This window comes from Streptomyces sp. NPDC007991, assembly GCF_042958445.1.
Taxonomy (GTDB): Bacteria; Actinomycetota; Actinomycetes; order Streptomycetales; family Streptomycetaceae; genus Streptomyces.
The window spans coordinates 225,554-238,963 of record NZ_JBIBJD010000002.1; the positions used below are offsets into that span (position 1 = coordinate 225,554).

The 13,410-nt window shown below is 71.4% G+C and carries 14 protein-coding genes and 1 riboswitch; of the genes, 6 read left to right on the plus strand and 8 right to left on the minus strand.

Translation table 11 applies throughout. From position 1 onward, the window contains the following. Position 1 precedes the first annotated feature (1 nt). Genes ACFZDA_RS05155 through ACFZDA_RS05165 form a run of 3 tightly spaced genes read right to left on the minus strand, consistent with a single transcriptional unit; the run spans position 2 to position 3,457 of the window. Positions 2-751 (minus strand): hypothetical protein, encoded by a 750-nt coding sequence (locus ACFZDA_RS05155; protein ID WP_391075119.1) that lies wholly within the window; start codon positions 749-751, stop codon positions 2-4. Further along, positions 738-2,303, minus strand: coding sequence for a substrate-binding domain-containing protein (locus tag ACFZDA_RS05160; RefSeq protein WP_391075122.1), 1,566 nt, complete (start codon positions 2,301-2,303; stop codon positions 738-740). The genes ACFZDA_RS05155 and ACFZDA_RS05160 overlap by 14 nt, the downstream gene beginning before the upstream one ends. Beyond that, the gene (locus tag ACFZDA_RS05165) at positions 2,300-3,457 is read right to left on the minus strand and encodes a hypothetical protein (protein ID WP_391075125.1); all 1,158 of its coding nucleotides are present in this window, start codon (positions 3,455-3,457) and stop codon (positions 2,300-2,302) included. Before ACFZDA_RS05165 ends, ACFZDA_RS05160 begins: the two co-directional genes overlap by 4 nt. Before the next feature lie 241 nt (positions 3,458-3,698). Between ACFZDA_RS05165 and ACFZDA_RS05170 the strand changes: the two genes are divergently transcribed. Continuing rightward, a complete protein-coding gene (locus ACFZDA_RS05170; RefSeq protein WP_354735227.1) occupies positions 3,699-3,992 on the plus strand; it encodes a hypothetical protein in 294 nt (97 codons plus the stop codon). Between the two features lie 103 nt (positions 3,993-4,095). On the opposite strand, the gene ACFZDA_RS05175 is transcribed toward ACFZDA_RS05170, so the two are convergent. Genes ACFZDA_RS05175 through ACFZDA_RS05185 form a run of 3 tightly spaced genes read right to left on the minus strand, consistent with a single transcriptional unit; the run spans position 4,096 to position 7,357 of the window. Further along, on the minus strand, positions 4,096-5,166 hold the full coding sequence (locus ACFZDA_RS05175; protein WP_391075128.1) for a prenyltransferase: 1,071 nt from the start codon (positions 5,164-5,166) through the stop codon (positions 4,096-4,098). Further along, positions 5,163-5,912: a methyltransferase domain-containing protein gene (locus ACFZDA_RS05180; RefSeq protein WP_391075131.1), complete on the minus strand. Its 750-nt coding sequence runs from the start codon at positions 5,910-5,912 to the stop codon at positions 5,163-5,165. The genes ACFZDA_RS05175 and ACFZDA_RS05180 overlap by 4 nt, the downstream gene beginning before the upstream one ends. Then, positions 5,906-7,357, minus strand: a complete 1,452-nt coding sequence (locus ACFZDA_RS05185) for a glycosyltransferase (RefSeq protein ID WP_391075133.1) — start codon at positions 7,355-7,357, stop codon at positions 5,906-5,908. Before ACFZDA_RS05185 ends, ACFZDA_RS05180 begins: the two co-directional genes overlap by 7 nt. A 211-nt stretch (positions 7,358-7,568) precedes the next feature. Here ACFZDA_RS05185 and ACFZDA_RS05190 point away from each other — a divergent pair, with 211 nt between their 5' ends. After that, the gene (locus ACFZDA_RS05190; protein WP_391075136.1) at positions 7,569-8,231 is read left to right on the plus strand and encodes a TetR family transcriptional regulator; all 663 of its coding nucleotides are present in this window, start codon (positions 7,569-7,571) and stop codon (positions 8,229-8,231) included. Between the two features lie 17 nt (positions 8,232-8,248). Next, positions 8,249-8,438: riboswitch (TPP riboswitch) on the minus strand. A gap of 185 nt (positions 8,439-8,623) precedes the next feature. Next, positions 8,624-8,944, plus strand: a complete 321-nt coding sequence (locus ACFZDA_RS05195; protein WP_391075139.1) for a GYD domain-containing protein — start codon at positions 8,624-8,626, stop codon at positions 8,942-8,944. Between the two features lie 127 nt (positions 8,945-9,071). On the opposite strand, the gene ACFZDA_RS05200 is transcribed toward ACFZDA_RS05195, so the two are convergent. Beyond that, the gene (locus ACFZDA_RS05200) at positions 9,072-9,305 is read right to left on the minus strand and encodes a 4Fe-4S domain-containing protein (RefSeq protein ID WP_391075142.1); all 234 of its coding nucleotides are present in this window, start codon (positions 9,303-9,305) and stop codon (positions 9,072-9,074) included. A 2-nt stretch (positions 9,306-9,307) separates the two neighbouring features. Then, positions 9,308-10,759 (minus strand): aldehyde dehydrogenase family protein, encoded by a 1,452-nt coding sequence (locus ACFZDA_RS05205; protein WP_391075144.1) that lies wholly within the window; start codon positions 10,757-10,759, stop codon positions 9,308-9,310. An 86-nt stretch (positions 10,760-10,845) separates the two neighbouring features. Here ACFZDA_RS05205 and ACFZDA_RS05210 point away from each other — a divergent pair, with 86 nt between their 5' ends. The 3 genes from ACFZDA_RS05210 to ACFZDA_RS05220 all read left to right on the plus strand — a co-directional run bounded on the left by ACFZDA_RS05210 (position 10,846) and on the right by ACFZDA_RS05220 (position 13,402). After that, positions 10,846-11,901 (plus strand): MBL fold metallo-hydrolase, encoded by a 1,056-nt coding sequence (locus ACFZDA_RS05210; protein WP_391075147.1) that lies wholly within the window; start codon positions 10,846-10,848, stop codon positions 11,899-11,901. A 49-nt stretch (positions 11,902-11,950) separates the two neighbouring features. Beyond that, positions 11,951-12,406 (plus strand): nuclear transport factor 2 family protein, encoded by a 456-nt coding sequence (locus ACFZDA_RS05215; protein WP_391075150.1) that lies wholly within the window; start codon positions 11,951-11,953, stop codon positions 12,404-12,406. Between the two features lie 90 nt (positions 12,407-12,496). Then, positions 12,497-13,402 carry a Scr1 family TA system antitoxin-like transcriptional regulator gene (locus ACFZDA_RS05220; protein ID WP_391075152.1) on the plus strand — a complete coding sequence of 302 codons (906 nt, stop codon included), beginning with the start codon at positions 12,497-12,499 and terminating at the stop codon, positions 13,400-13,402. Positions 13,403-13,410 lie beyond the last annotated feature (8 nt).

The following is a 13,410-nucleotide window of genomic DNA, read 5'->3' on the forward strand; positions in this document are numbered from 1 at the left end:
GTCACCAGAAGATCGCGATCGCCTCCAGCGTCACCTCGCGGGTCTCCTCGCGCCAGCCGGTCATCTTGCCGAGGCAGCGGGCCGTGAAGGTGCCGGCCGGGATGGAGCGGCGCGCGTTCCCGGGGGCCACGACGCGCATGGACACCGGGGGCTGCTCCTCGCCGTACTCGGCCCGCAGCTCGAATCCCTCCGCCACGTCCGGCACGCGGGTGAAGACGCCTTTGACCGAGACGAATGCGCCGATGCGGCTCAGGGTCACCGTACGGCCGTCCGCCAGGTCGTCGGCGAGGTTCCGGTTGGGGACGACGGTCAGGGTGGTCAGGTCGGCGTGGACGATGGCGTCGGCCCGGTCGAAGGCCTGAAGGACCACACCGATGACGTTGATCGGTTTGTCCTTGCGCACGAACTTGCGGAACGTCTCCTGGCTGACGTCCCGCTTCAGCCGGAACCGGAACAGCCAGGTCAGCAGCCGGCTCCAGAAACCGACACTGGTGTCGACCTTCGTCCGCAGCTCGACGGCCTCCTCCAGCGCGGACCGGTAGTTGCCGAGCTCGTACAGGTCCATCACCGCCTGCTCGTCGAGGTACAGGCAGATGCTGTACGCCGACTGCCAGCGCCGCAGGTGTCTGCGCCGCTCCCGGGCATGGCGCACCAGGACCACCGCGAGGACGAGCACGCCGGCGGCCGTCACCAGCCAGACCGTCATCCACGGCCACCAAAGGCTCCACCACAGTGCGTCAGTGACAGCCACGGATCTCCTTGAAAGCCTCGGAAAGGGACGAGCCGGCGGCGTCCACCATCCGGCCGCCCGTCCGCGCCGCCGCGCGCCGTAGTTCCCTCGCGTCGGCCTCGCCGAAGTGGACGGGGTAGGTGTGGACGGCCGCGCGCACGCCGGGGGGCAGCGCCTTGTGACGGCGTACGAACTCGGCATAGGACAGGCCCGCGTTGTTCTCGCCGTCCGTCATCAGGACGAGGGAGACGGAGCGGTCGGGGTCGGCGGCCCGTTCCCGGGCGGCGGTGCGGTAGCCGTGGTCGAGGGCGGACCACACGGCGGTGGCGTCGCCGTAGCCGCCCCGGGCGACGGTGCCGGCGAGGGCGGTCAGGTCCTTCGGGCCGGTGACGGTGACGGTCTTCTCCTCCAGCACGCGGCCCCCGAACCGGACGACGGTCAGGCGCTCGCCCCGGTAGAAGCGGGTGAACTTGCCGGAGGCGGAGGGGTCCGCGCCGCTGAGTCCGGCGAAGGCCCGGCGCAGGGCGGCCATCCGGGCGCCGCGCATCGAGCCGGAGAAGTCGAGCAGGAAGACCACCTGGCTCGTGGTGCGGCGGCCGGGGTCGCCGTAGTCCGCCAGCAGGGTTTCGACGACGGCGGGCCGGTCGGGGTAGAAGAGCGCGTTGCCGACCGGTTCGCGCAGCCGCGGGTCCCGGGTGACCGCCGTGTTCACGGGGCGGCGCAGCGTGTCCCGCATGAGCTGCCGCTGCACCGAGTCGCGCCGCAGCCACTGCGTGACCTTGTCGTACGCCGTCCGGTGGGCCGGGTTCAGCAGGAGCAGCGGGAAGTCCGCCAGGACCATGCCGTCTTCGGGGCGGACGATCTCCAGGCGGTCGTCGAGGCGGTCGGTGGCGTTGAGGGCGAGCAGGTCGGACTCGTAGGTGATGAGGGCGTTGGCCTCGTCCTGGTGATCGACGTAGGAGTCGACGAGGGCGGGGCCGGTGTCGGCGGTGAGGGTCTGGCCGGAGCGGAAGCCGCGCAGCCGGTCGCAGGAGACGTCCTGGGGGCGCAGTGCGGCTCCGGTGCCGGCCGCGGCGGTGGCGACGCCGACGAGGGCGGCGAGCCCGCTGCCGGCGTGCCGGGGGTCGGCCATGCCGAAGCGGACGGTGCCCGTGGCGGCGGCGTCCGCGATGTCCGCCCAGGTGAGCCGGGCGCCGGGCACCCGGGCGCGGAGCCCTCGTGCCACGTCGGGCTTCAGGCCGATGACGACGGGGGACGTCATGATGGGGGTGCGCTGCAGTCCCCGCGTCGCGCTCTTGTGGGTGAGACGCAGAAAGCGGTCGGACGACAGCCAGGCGAGGTCGTACCTGTCGCGGTCGGGGGTCTGCGTCTCGGCGTCGGGCCGGTGGTCCAGGCGCAGGTCGATGCCGGTCTCGTCCCTCAACTCCGCCAGCACCGGGGCCGGCACGGTGAGGTCGGGGCCGGCGAGCACGCGCAGCCGGACCGTGTCGTCACCGTCGTCGCCCGAGCAGGCGGTGAGCGAGGCGGTGAGGAGCGCCAGGCAGAGCGCCAGCAGGCCCGCGCGGCGCTTCACCGGCTGCCCGTCCGGTCCGGGCAGTCTCCGACGATCTCGATCATCTTCTCCAGCAGGGGCAGGCTGGGCAGGACCGCCCGGGTGTCGTCGGAGGAGGTGGTGGGTACCGGGATGTGCCGCTCGGTGAGGAACCGGGTGAGTTCGTCGCTGGTCGCGCCGTCGGGGGCGTTGCGGGCCCGGAAGCCCAGCTCCAGGGCTCGGTGCTGGAGTTCGCGGTCGGTGCTGATCAGTTCGCCGAGCCGGGCGCCGTCGCCGGTCAGGGCGACGAGCTGGGGTTCGGTGACGAAGCGTGTGGACGGGTAGAGAAGGACGCGCTCGCCATCGGTCGTGCCCTTCGCCGCCCGGTGCCGGATCTGGTGGGCGAGGAACTGGTGCTCGTAGATCACCGAGATCGGGGCGATGCTGTGCCCGTCGGGGGACAGATACGTTTCGGCGCGTTCGGCGGACGGCAGTCCCTGCTCGACGAGGAGCGGCTTGATCTTCCGGGCGAGTCGCTCGGCCTCGGCCTCGCTGTCCGGCGCGTCGTTCCCGTGCTCGACGAAAGCCACGAGTCCGAGGTAGGTGCCGGCGGAGTTGGACTCGCAGATGTCGGAGGTCTGGGCGAGGATCTTGTTGCCGTTGCGGACGAGGTCGTCGCGGTCGATCTCGTCCCAGCGGTACCCGTCCCGGGAATCGCGCTGGGCGCCCTTCCTCTTGCCGTGCGCGAGATCGATGAACTTCCGCATGTCGAGGGTGTAGTACATCGGCCGGCTGCCCGCGCCCGGCAGGCGCTCCGCGACGCCTTCCGCCGTGAGCACCTCGGCGTAGTCCCGGTAGGTGGCGAGCACGATGGGGCTGACGAACGGGCGGTACAGCAGCACCGGACGGTTCGCCCGGGCGCGCTCCCGGCTGATCAGATCGGCGGCCGGCTGGCCGGAGGGGAAGACGACGTCGTACCCCGCGTAGTCCTGCTTGGCGATCTCACGCGAGCCCATGTTGGTGATGTGCACGCGGAAGCCGTGCTTCATGAGAAGCCGCTCGACCACGGGGTCCTGGAAGAAGTCCCTCTTCGAGGCCATCTTGGCCTCTATCGTGACCACCTGCCGCACCGGCAACAGCAGGTTCCCGGAGGTCACCAGCAGGACCAGCCCGATGACCGGGACGGGCAGCGCCAACGCCAGGGCTCTGCGCAGGCGTCGGCGCGGGGGTCTGGTGACGGTTAACCGAGGCTCTTCGGTGGTGGGTCTGTTCGCGGGCACCTGCGCTCTCCCCCCGTGACACCTGTGCTCTCCCCGTGTGCCGGCCAGGATCGTCGGTGATGCGGGTGTACCCCGAACGGCCCTTCCGGGAACTTCGGTTGAACGCGGTAAGAAACGCCCGGGGTTTGAACGAGGCCTCGCGGGCTACCCGGTGGGCATGTCCCCTCGATATCGCAACGGTGCGAATCAGGCCGGCACGGTCATCGCCGTCGTCGCCGACATCATGGCCCTCATCCTGGGCCTGTGGATTCTGATGTACCTGCTGGACGCCAACCGGGCGAACGACTTCGTCCAGTTCGTCCACGACGCGGCCCGCTGGCTCGCGGGCTGGTCCCACGACCTCTTCACGTTCGACGAGGCCTGGGCCCGAGTGGTCGCGGGCTACGGCCTGGCAGCGGTGGTCTACTTGTTCGTGGGCCACGCGATCGCCAATCGAGTACACCGGCACTGACACCCCAGGGGCGCGGGGCTGTGCCGACATGCGGCTCCGCCGCGTGAGCGCGATCAACCACACACAACCCGCGCCCGCCCCACGGCCACAACCCCCCGAGCTCTCAGGCGCAGCACTCCGAGTCCAGCCCCACAGGCAGACCCTCACCGCCGAAGACCCGGCACGTGGCCTCATGGCCCCCAAGTGCGGCCACGGCCAGCAGCAGCGACCCCGCAGTCCAGGTGGTCAACTCCCGCGGCCAGATGGCGTCGTCCTCGAAGACGTACCCCGTCCAGTACAGCCCGCTCTCCGGATCGCGCAGGTGCTGGATCGACTGGAGGATCTCCAGCGCACGGTCCGACTCCCCCATCGCCCACAGCGCCAGGGCGAGTTCCGCTGACTCGCCCCCCGTCACCCACGGGTTGGGAACCACGCACCGCACCCCCAGCCCGGGGACGACGAACCGGTCCCAGTCCTCCTCTATGCGGGCCTTGGCCTCCGCGCCGGTCAGGGCGCCGCCGAGCACGGGGTAGTACCAGTCCATCGAGTAACGGTTCTTGTCGAGGAACCGCTCGGGATGCCGGCGTATGGCGTGCCGCAGCGCGCCCGCGGCCAACTCCCAGTCCGGCTGGGCCTCTTCCCGCTGTTCGGCGATCGCCAGCGCGCAGCGCAGCGCGTGGTGGACGGAGGAGCTGCCGGTCAGCAGGGCGTCCGCCGTGTCCGTGCCGTCGTCGTCGCGCCGCCAGCCGATCTGGCCGCCGGGCTGCTGCAGGCGCAGCACGAACTCCACGGCCGCGTACACCGCCGGCCACATCCGGTCCAGGAACGTGTCGTCGCCGGTGGAGAGGTAGTGGTGCCAGACGCCGACGGCTGTGTAGGCGACGAAGTTGGTCTCCCGGCCCCGGTCGGTGACCTCGGCGAAGTCGCCGTCGGCGTAGGCCGCGTACCAGGAGCCGTCGTCGTTCTGGTGCCGGGCCAGCCACAGGTAGGCCCGTTCGGCGGCTTCGTGTTCACCGGCCGCGTCGAGTGCCATGGCGGCCTCGACGTGGTCCCAGGGGTCGAGGTGGTGGCCCCGGAACCAGGGGATCGCGCCGTCCTCGCGCTGCACGGCGAGGATGCCGGCGACGGTCGCGGCGGCCTGCGGGGCGGTGAGGACCCCGGGCAGGACCAGGTGTTCCGTCCGGGGAGTCGTCACTGGGCGTCCGCCCCGGTGTCGGACAGGCGCGGCAGGTGGGGCTTGGTCGCGTACGCCACGAAGCTCTTGCCGATCAGCGGGTTCAGCGCCTGCTCCGCGACCCGGGTGGCCAGCGGTTTCTTCATGATGTCCCAGACCAGGAGCTTGTGGTACGCCCGCACCGGCAGCGCCTTGTCGTTGTCGACGCCGAACGCGCACTTCAGCCACCAGTAGGGCGAGTGCAGGGCGTGGGCGTGGTGGGTGCCGTACGGCTCCAGGCCGGCCTCGCGGATCTTCTCCAGCAGCTCGTCCGCCCTGTAGATGCGGATGTGGCCGCCCTCGACCTCGTGGTAGGCGTCGGACAGGGTCCAGCAGACCTTCTCGGGGCCGTAGCGCGGGACGGTGACGGCGATGCGCCCGCCGGGCTTGAGCACGCGCACCATCTCGGCGAGGACGCCCTTGTCGTCCGGTATGTGCTCCATCACCTCGGAGATGATGACGACGTCGAAGGACTCGTCGGGGAAGGGCAGTGCGAGGGCGTCGCCCTCCATGGCCGTGGCGGTGGCGCCCTCGGGGGCCTCGCCGGCCTCCTTCATCGCCGCGAACCACTGGGCGACCTCGCGGATCTCCTCGGCGTTCTGGTCCAGCGCCACGACCTGCGCGCCGCGCCGGTAGCACTCGAACGCGTGCCTGCCGGCGCCACAGCCGAGGTCCAGGACACGGTCGCCCGGGGCGAGCGGGAACCGGGAGAAGTCGACGGTCAGCACGTGGCCCTGCTTTCGGAGTTGACGCCTGCTACATCTGTGGTGGCCGCGCAGACAGCACCTGCGGGAGCCGGGGGCGTCGAGCGGTCGCCGCCCGCCGCCAAACCGCCAAAGGCCCGGCGCGCGGGGCGGCCCTGGGGGTCACCCCCCGCGCGGGCGATCGCCTCGCGGTAGCGCACCACCGTGCCCTCCGCCGCCCTGGCCCAGGTGAAGTGCCGCAGCACCCGTTCCCGCCCGGCCGCTCCGAGCCGCGCGCGCAGCTCCGGGTCGCCCAGCAGCCGGACCAGCCCGGCCGCCAGTGCCTGCGAGTCGCCCGGCGGCACCGCGAGGCAGGTCTCCCCGTCTGGGCCGGCGACCTCGGGGATCGCCCCGCCGGTCGTGGCGAGCAGGGGCGTCCCGGTCGCCATGGCCTCGGCGGCCGGCAGCGAGAAGCCCTCGTAGAGCGACGGCACGCAGGCGATCTGCGCCGAGCGCACCAGGTCGACGAGTTCGGCGTCGGAGATGCCCTTGACGAACTCAACGGCGCCGTCGAGGCCGTAGCGCTCCATCGCCTGGGCGACGGGTCCCTCGGCCGGGCGCTTGCCGACGACGACGAGGTGGGCGCCGGGGTGCTCGGTGCGCACCTTGGCGAGTGCCTCGACGAGATGGACCAGGCCCTTCAGCGGCACGTCGGCGCTGGACGTCGTCACGATCCGGCCCGGTACGACCGGCACCGAGGGGTCCGGCGAGAACAGGTCGGTGTCGGCGCCGATGTGGACGACGTGGATGCGGTCCTGTCGGACGCCGAGGTGGTCGATGATCTCCCGCTGGGACGTGCCGGAGACGGTGAGGACGGACGGCAGCCGGCGCGCGACGCGCTTCTGCATGCGGGTGAAGCCGTACCAGCGCCGCACGGAGAAGCGCCGCTGCCGGCCCTGCGCCGCGTCCAGCTCCAACTGCCGGTCGACGGTGATGGGGTGGTGGATCGTGGTCACCAGGGGGGCGCCCACGTCTCCCAGCAAGCCGTACCCGAGGGTCTGGTTGTCGTGGACGACGTCGAACTCGCCGCGGCGGGCGCGCAGATGGCGGCGGGCGCGCAGCGAGAACGTCAGGGGTTCGGGGAAGCCGCCGGTCCACATGGTCGCGACTTCGAGCGCGTCGATCCAGTCGCGGTACTCGTCGCGCTTCGGGGTGCGGAAAGGATCCGGCTGGCGGTAGAGGTCGAGGCTGGGCAGCTCGGTGAGGCTGAGCCCGTCGTACCCCTCGTCGAGCACGGGATACGGCTGTGCGCCGATGACCTCGACCTGGTGGCCGAGGCGGGCCAGTTCGCGCGAGAGGTGCCGGACGTAGACGCCCTGGCCGCCGCAGAACGGGTTCCCTTTATAGGTGAGGAGCGCGATGTGGAGCGGTCGCAAGCCGTCGGCGGCGGGGTCCTCCGGAGCCCCGGCCTCCCTGGCCTCAGCGGTCACTCTGGGCCCCCTTCTGACTGCTCTGTCCCGCGAGATTACGCCGGGACGCTAATCTAGAACAAGTTTCAGACTTGATCGTTCGGAGGCTCTGAATCTACCGGCAGGTAGGGGTGCTGTGAGCAGTGGATCAGGTGATTCACGCCACGGCGGGCGCCGTGCCATGCTGTCTGATCACTCGTCCTCACGGACGGTCACGGAACGGGCCCGACCCATGCCCGCGGAAGCCAAGGTGAGCGCCATGGTGAACAAGGTGGCCAAGGTGGATGCCAGAGCCACAGCCCCCGGCTCCCCGCCCCTGACGGAGCGGCAGGAGGCCCGCCGTCGCCGCATCCTGCACGCGAGCGCGCAACTGGCCAGCCGGGGCGGCTTCGACGCCGTGCAGATGCGCGAGGTCGCGGAGTCCTCGCAGGTGGCGCTCGGCACGCTGTACCGCTACTTCCCCTCCAAGGTCCATCTGCTGGTCGCCACCATGCAGGACCAGTTGGAGCACATGCACGGCACGCTGCGCAAGAAGCCCCCGCAGGGCGAGACGGCGGCCGACCGGGTCGCGGAGACGCTGATGCGGGCCTTCCGCGCCCTCCAGCGCGAACCGCATCTGGCCGACGCGATGGTCCGGGCCCTCACCTTCGCCGACCGCAGCGTGAGCCCCGAGGTCGACCAGGTCTCCCGGCAGACGACGGCGATCATCCTGGACGCGATGGGGCTGGAACACCCCACCGGGGAGCAGCTCTCGGCGGTCCGGGTCATCGAGCACACCTGGCACTCGGCCCTCATCACCTGGCTGTCGGGCCGCGCCTCCATCGCCCAGGTCAAGATCGACATCGAGACGGTGTGCCGGCTGATCGACCTGACGGCGCCCGACGCTCGCGAATGACCCCCGGCGCACATGAATGACCTACGAGACGGGTTCCCTTCGCCGGCATGGTCCGGATCAGGTTCTGGGGGTCGCCTTCCGGTCTCAGGACCTCTCGATCCTTCGACCTTCCGGCCTCTCAGCCCTACCGTCGCAGTCGGCACCGGCGGAAGCCGAAACTTCCAGCCAGAGTCGGCCAACTCCGGTCGGACTCCCTCACTCGTCCCGTAGGCCTGATTCCAGGCTAGAACTTCTGGCCGGGAAGAGAAGCCCCTGTGCGGAATTTTTTACCTAAATATCCTGAGTGACCCATATGCCCCTCTTGAGGCCCAGTCGCCGCGACGAAACACCGAGCCGGAAGGAACATGAGGGAGTAAAAGCGACTTTTCGGGCTGAAGTGAGAGGGCAACCCCATGCCGAAGTACCTGTTCAAGGTGAAGCTCACCCCGGACGGACTGAAGGGCCTGCTCAAGGAGGGCGGGAGCACGCGGCGTGACGTCGTCGGGCGCATGGTCGAGGGCCTCGGGGGCCGGGTCGAGACGATGTACTGGGCCTTCGGCGACGACGACGTCTACGTCACGGCGGAGCTGCCGGGCAACACCTCCGCCGCGGCCATGGGCATGGTCGTCTCGGCCGCGGGCGGGGTCCGCACGAGCACGGTCGTCCTGCTGTCGCCCGAGGACGTGGACGAGGCCGTCCGGCAGCAGGTGGACTACCGGGCACCCGGCGCCTGAGGGACCCGGAACCGGCCGTCCCACCGGCACCGGACGGACCACACACCGGCCGCACCACCAGCACCTGAGGATCCAGAAGCGGCGGCCGCTCCACCGGCGCCTGACGGGCCCGGGGCGGCGGCTGCCCCTACTCCTCCGGCGGGAACACCGGCTCCCCGCTCTCCCCCAGCGTGATCGTGATGGCCTCCACGGGACAGTTCTCCGCCGCCGCCAGCACCCGCTCGTTCGCGTCCGTGTCCGGGGCGGACGGATGGGACTGCCGGGCGGCGTCCAGGCGGAAGCCGTCCGGCGCGTGGTGGAGGCACTGGGCGGAGCCGATGCACAGGGAGCGGTCGACCTCCACGTGCCAGCGGTCGCCCATCGCTACGCGTCCGCCGGGAGGTGGATCATCTTGTGCTCCAGGTACTCGCCGTACCCCTCGGGCCCGAACTCCCGCCCCAGGCCCGAGTTCTTGTAGCCGCCGAAGGGGCCCAGCATGTCCAGGCTGAAGGTGTTGACCGAGTACGTGCCGGTACGGACCTGCCGGGCGATCTCGATGCCGTGCTCGACGTCCGCCGTCCACACGCTGCCGCTCAGCCCGTAGTCGGAGTCGTTGGCGATCTTCACGGCGTCGGACTCGTCGTCGTAGGGCAGCAGGCAGATCACCGGGCCGAAGATCTCCTCGCGGGCGATGCGCATGGAGTTGTCGACGTCGCCGAAGAGGGTCGGTTCGACGTACCAGCCGCGGTCGAGTCCGGCCGGGCGTCCGCCGCCCGTGAGGATCTTGGCGCCCTCCTCCTGGCCGATGCGGATGTAGTCGAGGTTGCGCCGCTGCTGCCGCCGGGCCACCAGCGGGCCCACCTGGGTGGCGGGGTCCAGCGGGTCGCCGACCGTCAGCGCGCCCGCCGCGGCGGCGAGGGCGTCGGCGAACTCGTCGTAGCGAGAGCGCGGGAGGAGGATGCGGGTCTGGGCGACGCAGGCCTGCCCGTTGTTCATCCAGGCCGCGGGGGCGATGCCCGCCACGGCCGTCCCGACGTCCGCGTCCGGCAGGACGACGGCGGCCGACTTGCCGCCCAGTTCGAGGGTCACGCGGGTGAGGTTGCGGGCGGCGACCTCCATCACGCGCTTGCCGGCCGCGACCGACCCGGTGAAGGACACCTTGTCGATGCCGGGGTGCCCGACCAGGTACTCGCTCACCTCCCGGTCGGCGGGCAGGATCGACAGCACGCCCTCGGGCAGCCCGGCCTCCCGCGCGATCTCGCCGAGCAGGTACGCGTCCAGCGGCGACTCCGGCGAGGGCTTGAGCACGGCCGTGCAGCCGGTGAGCAGCGCGGGGGCGAGCTTGGCGGCGGCGACGAACTGCGGGACGTTCCAGGGCACGACGGCGGCGACGACCCCGACCGGTTCACGCCGCACCAGGATCCTGCCCAGCACGCCGTCGCGCCGCTCCTCGTGGGTGAAGTTCCGCGCGACGGTGATCGCCGAGTCCCAGACCATGACGGCGCCGAGGGCCTGGGCGAGGACGCTCCAGGAGTACGGCGAGCCGTTCTGGGCGGAGATCACGCGGGCGATCTCGTCGTGCCGGGCGGCGATCCCGTCCTTGATCCTGCTCACGACCTCGATCCGCTCGTCGAGGCTCATGCGCGGCCAGGGGCCCTCGTCGAAGGCCCGCCGGGCCGCCCCCACGGCCCGGTCCACATCCGCAGTCGAGGCGTGCGGGACGCGTCCGATGACCTCTTCCGTGTGCGGTGAGACCACCTCGATGACGTCCGTACCCAGGGGGTCGGTCAACTCCCCGCCGACGAACAGCTGTCCGTGTTCCACGAGCTCGGTCATGGCCGACTGCCTTCACATCTGACGGTGTTTCAGGAACTGATACCAGTTCTCGTTATAGTGGGCAATGGCCGTGGAACGGAGGGCACATGAAGAGCAGCCAGGACCGCGAGCCGGCACCGGCGGTGCACGACCACGGCGGAGGCGTCCGGTCCCTGCGCGTCCCCATCCCGGACAACCCCCTCGGCCACACGCTGGTGTACGTCGTCGACACCGACCGGGGCCCGGTACTGATCGACACCGGCTGGGACGACCCCGCGTCCTGGGACACCCTCGCGGCCGGTCTCACCGCCTGCGGCACCTCGGTCACCGAGATCCACGGCGTCGTCGTCACCCACCACCACCCGGACCACCACGGCCTGTCCGGCCGGGTCCGCGAGGCGTCGGGCGCCTGGATCGCGCTGCACGCGGCGGACACGGCGGTCGTACGGCGGACCCGCCAGGCCCGTCCCGAGCGCTGGTTCACGTACATGACGGCCAAGCTCGCCGCCGCCGGCGCCCCGGAGGAGCACATCGCCCCGCTGCGTGCGGCCCGGCCCCGCGCCCTGCCCGGCCTCTCCCCCGCCCTGCCCGACCGCGACATCGTCCCCGGCGAACTCCTCGACCTCCCCGGCCGCCGCCTGCGCGCGATCTGGACCCCTGGCCACACGCCGGGCCACGTCTGCCTCCACCTGGAGGAGACCCACCCCGCCGGGCTCCCCGGCCACGGCCGCCTGTTCTCCGGCGACCACCTGCTGCCCGAGATCACCCCGCACATCGGCCTCTACGAGGACCCCGACGACACCACCGTCACCGACCCCCTGGGCGACTACCTCGACTCCCTGGAACGCGTCGGCCGCCTCGCCCCCGCGGAGGTACTCCCGGCCCATCAGCACGCGTTCCCCGACGCCGCCGCCCGGGTCCGCGACCTGCTCGCCCACCACGAGGCCCGCCTCACCGACCTGCTGACCCTCCTCGCCGACCCGCTCACGCCCTGGCAGCTCGCCGAGCGCATGGAGTGGAACCGCCCCTGGGCCGACATCCCCCACGGCTCCCGCACCATCGCCGTCTCGGAGGCCGAGTCCCATCTGCGCCGCCTGGTGAAGGCGGGCCGGGCGGAGGCGGTGCCGGGGAGCGATCCGGTGACGTACACGGCGGTGCGATGAGGTGGCAAACCCGGCGCAGGACGGGCCGCCGGGATGCTACGCATCCGTCATGGACCCCTTGGAACGCCTCCTGGCCGAACGCGCCTGCGAGCGCCTGATCATCGACTTCGTCCACCGGCTCGACCTCGGCGAACCCTCCTGTGTGGCCGAGCTGTTCACCGAGGACGGCGTCTGGCAGTGGCCTGAGGACGGACGGCTGGTCAAGGGCCGGGCCGCCCTGCGCGGCTATTTCGGCTCCCGCCCCGCCGACCGGCTGTCCCGGCGCATGATGTCCAACGTCCTGGTCACGGTGACGTCCTGGGACACGGCCACGGCGATCTCGTACTTCACGACCTACCGCGTCGACGGCTACGAGGGCGGCGTCGTCCCGGCCGGGCCGCCGGTCCAGGCCGGGCACTACGAGGACACGTTCCACAGGGCCGACGGCGTCTGGCTGCTCGCCTCCCGGACCCTGCACCTTCCCTTCGGCGGAGCCACCCCGCGGCCGAACTCACCTTCGGCATAAGCCGGATGATGTCCGGGCAGGCCCCTAGGATGAATATGCCGCGGCGCTCCCAGGCCTGCGGAGCTGCGTTCCACCGCAAGGAGACATCCCATGGGCACCGAAGAGGCCGCTCGTACGACGTCCGGCAGCGGAGCCCTGGACAGCAGATCGGCCGGGCCCATGGTGCCGCGGCTGGTGCTGGGCGCCCGGCTCAGGCGACTGCGCGAGGAGCGGGGCATCGGCCGGGCGGACGCGGGGCATGTCATCCGGGCCTCCCCGTCCAAGATCAGCCGGATGGAGGCGGGCCGGCACGGGTTCAAGCTGCGGGACGTCACCGATCTGCTCACGCACTACGGCGTCACGGACGAGGCCGAGCGCGCGACCCTGCTGGCGCTGGCCGAGCAGGCCAACACCCCGGCCTGGTGGCAGTACTACAGCGACGTGGTGCCCGCCTGGACGCAGACGTACCTCGGCGCCGAGCAGGCGGCCGGCGTCATCCGCTGCTTCCAGGTCCAGCGCGTTCCCGCACTGCTCCAGACCGCCGACTACGCACGGGCCTGCCTCCGGCTCGCCCACCCGGACGCCGGTGCGCGGGAGATGGAACGCCGGGTCGCGCTGCGGCTGACCCGCCAGCGGATACTGCACCGGCAGCCGCCGACCCGGCTGTGGGCGGTGATCGACGAGGCGGCGCTGCGTCGCCCGGTGGGCGGTCTCTCCGTCATGCGCGCCCAGCTCAGGTATCTCATCGAGATGTGCCGGCTGCCTCAGGTCACGGTCCAGATCCTGCCGTTCGGCGCCGGCGGCCACGCCGCGGAGGGCGGTCCGGTCACGATCGTGCGCCTGCCCGGCGGTGAGTTGCCCGACGTGGTCTACCTCGAACAGCTCACCACCGCGCTCTATCCTGACCGGCCGGCCGAGATCGAGCGCTACTGGGACGCGATGAACCGGCTGGTGGTCGAAGCCGAGTCGCCGGACGAGACTCCGACCATCCTCCACCGCATCCTTCAGGAGACCTGATCCCGCCG

Bases quoted from the DNA above. Each gene is read 5' to 3' on its own strand.
- ACFZDA_RS05170 (WP_354735227.1), top strand. From the start codon at position 3,699: ATGTCCCCTCGATATCGCAACGGTGCGAATCAGGCCGGCACGGTCATC.
- ACFZDA_RS05190 (WP_391075136.1), top strand. From the start codon at position 7,569: ATGCCCGCGGAAGCCAAGGTGAGCGCCATGGTGAACAAGGTGGCCAAG.
- ACFZDA_RS05220 (WP_391075152.1), top strand. From the start codon at position 12,497: ATGGGCACCGAAGAGGCCGCTCGTACGACGTCCGGCAGCGGAGCCCTG.
- ACFZDA_RS05215 (WP_391075150.1), top strand. From the start codon at position 11,951: ATGGACCCCTTGGAACGCCTCCTGGCCGAACGCGCCTGCGAGCGCCTG.
- ACFZDA_RS05205 (WP_391075144.1), bottom strand. From the start codon at position 10,759: ATGACCGAGCTCGTGGAACACGGACAGCTGTTCGTCGGCGGGGAGTTG.
- ACFZDA_RS05210 (WP_391075147.1), top strand. From the start codon at position 10,846: ATGAAGAGCAGCCAGGACCGCGAGCCGGCACCGGCGGTGCACGACCAC.
- ACFZDA_RS05195 (WP_391075139.1), top strand. From the start codon at position 8,624: ATGCCGAAGTACCTGTTCAAGGTGAAGCTCACCCCGGACGGACTGAAG.
- ACFZDA_RS05200 (WP_391075142.1), bottom strand. From the start codon at position 9,305: ATGGGCGACCGCTGGCACGTGGAGGTCGACCGCTCCCTGTGCATCGGC.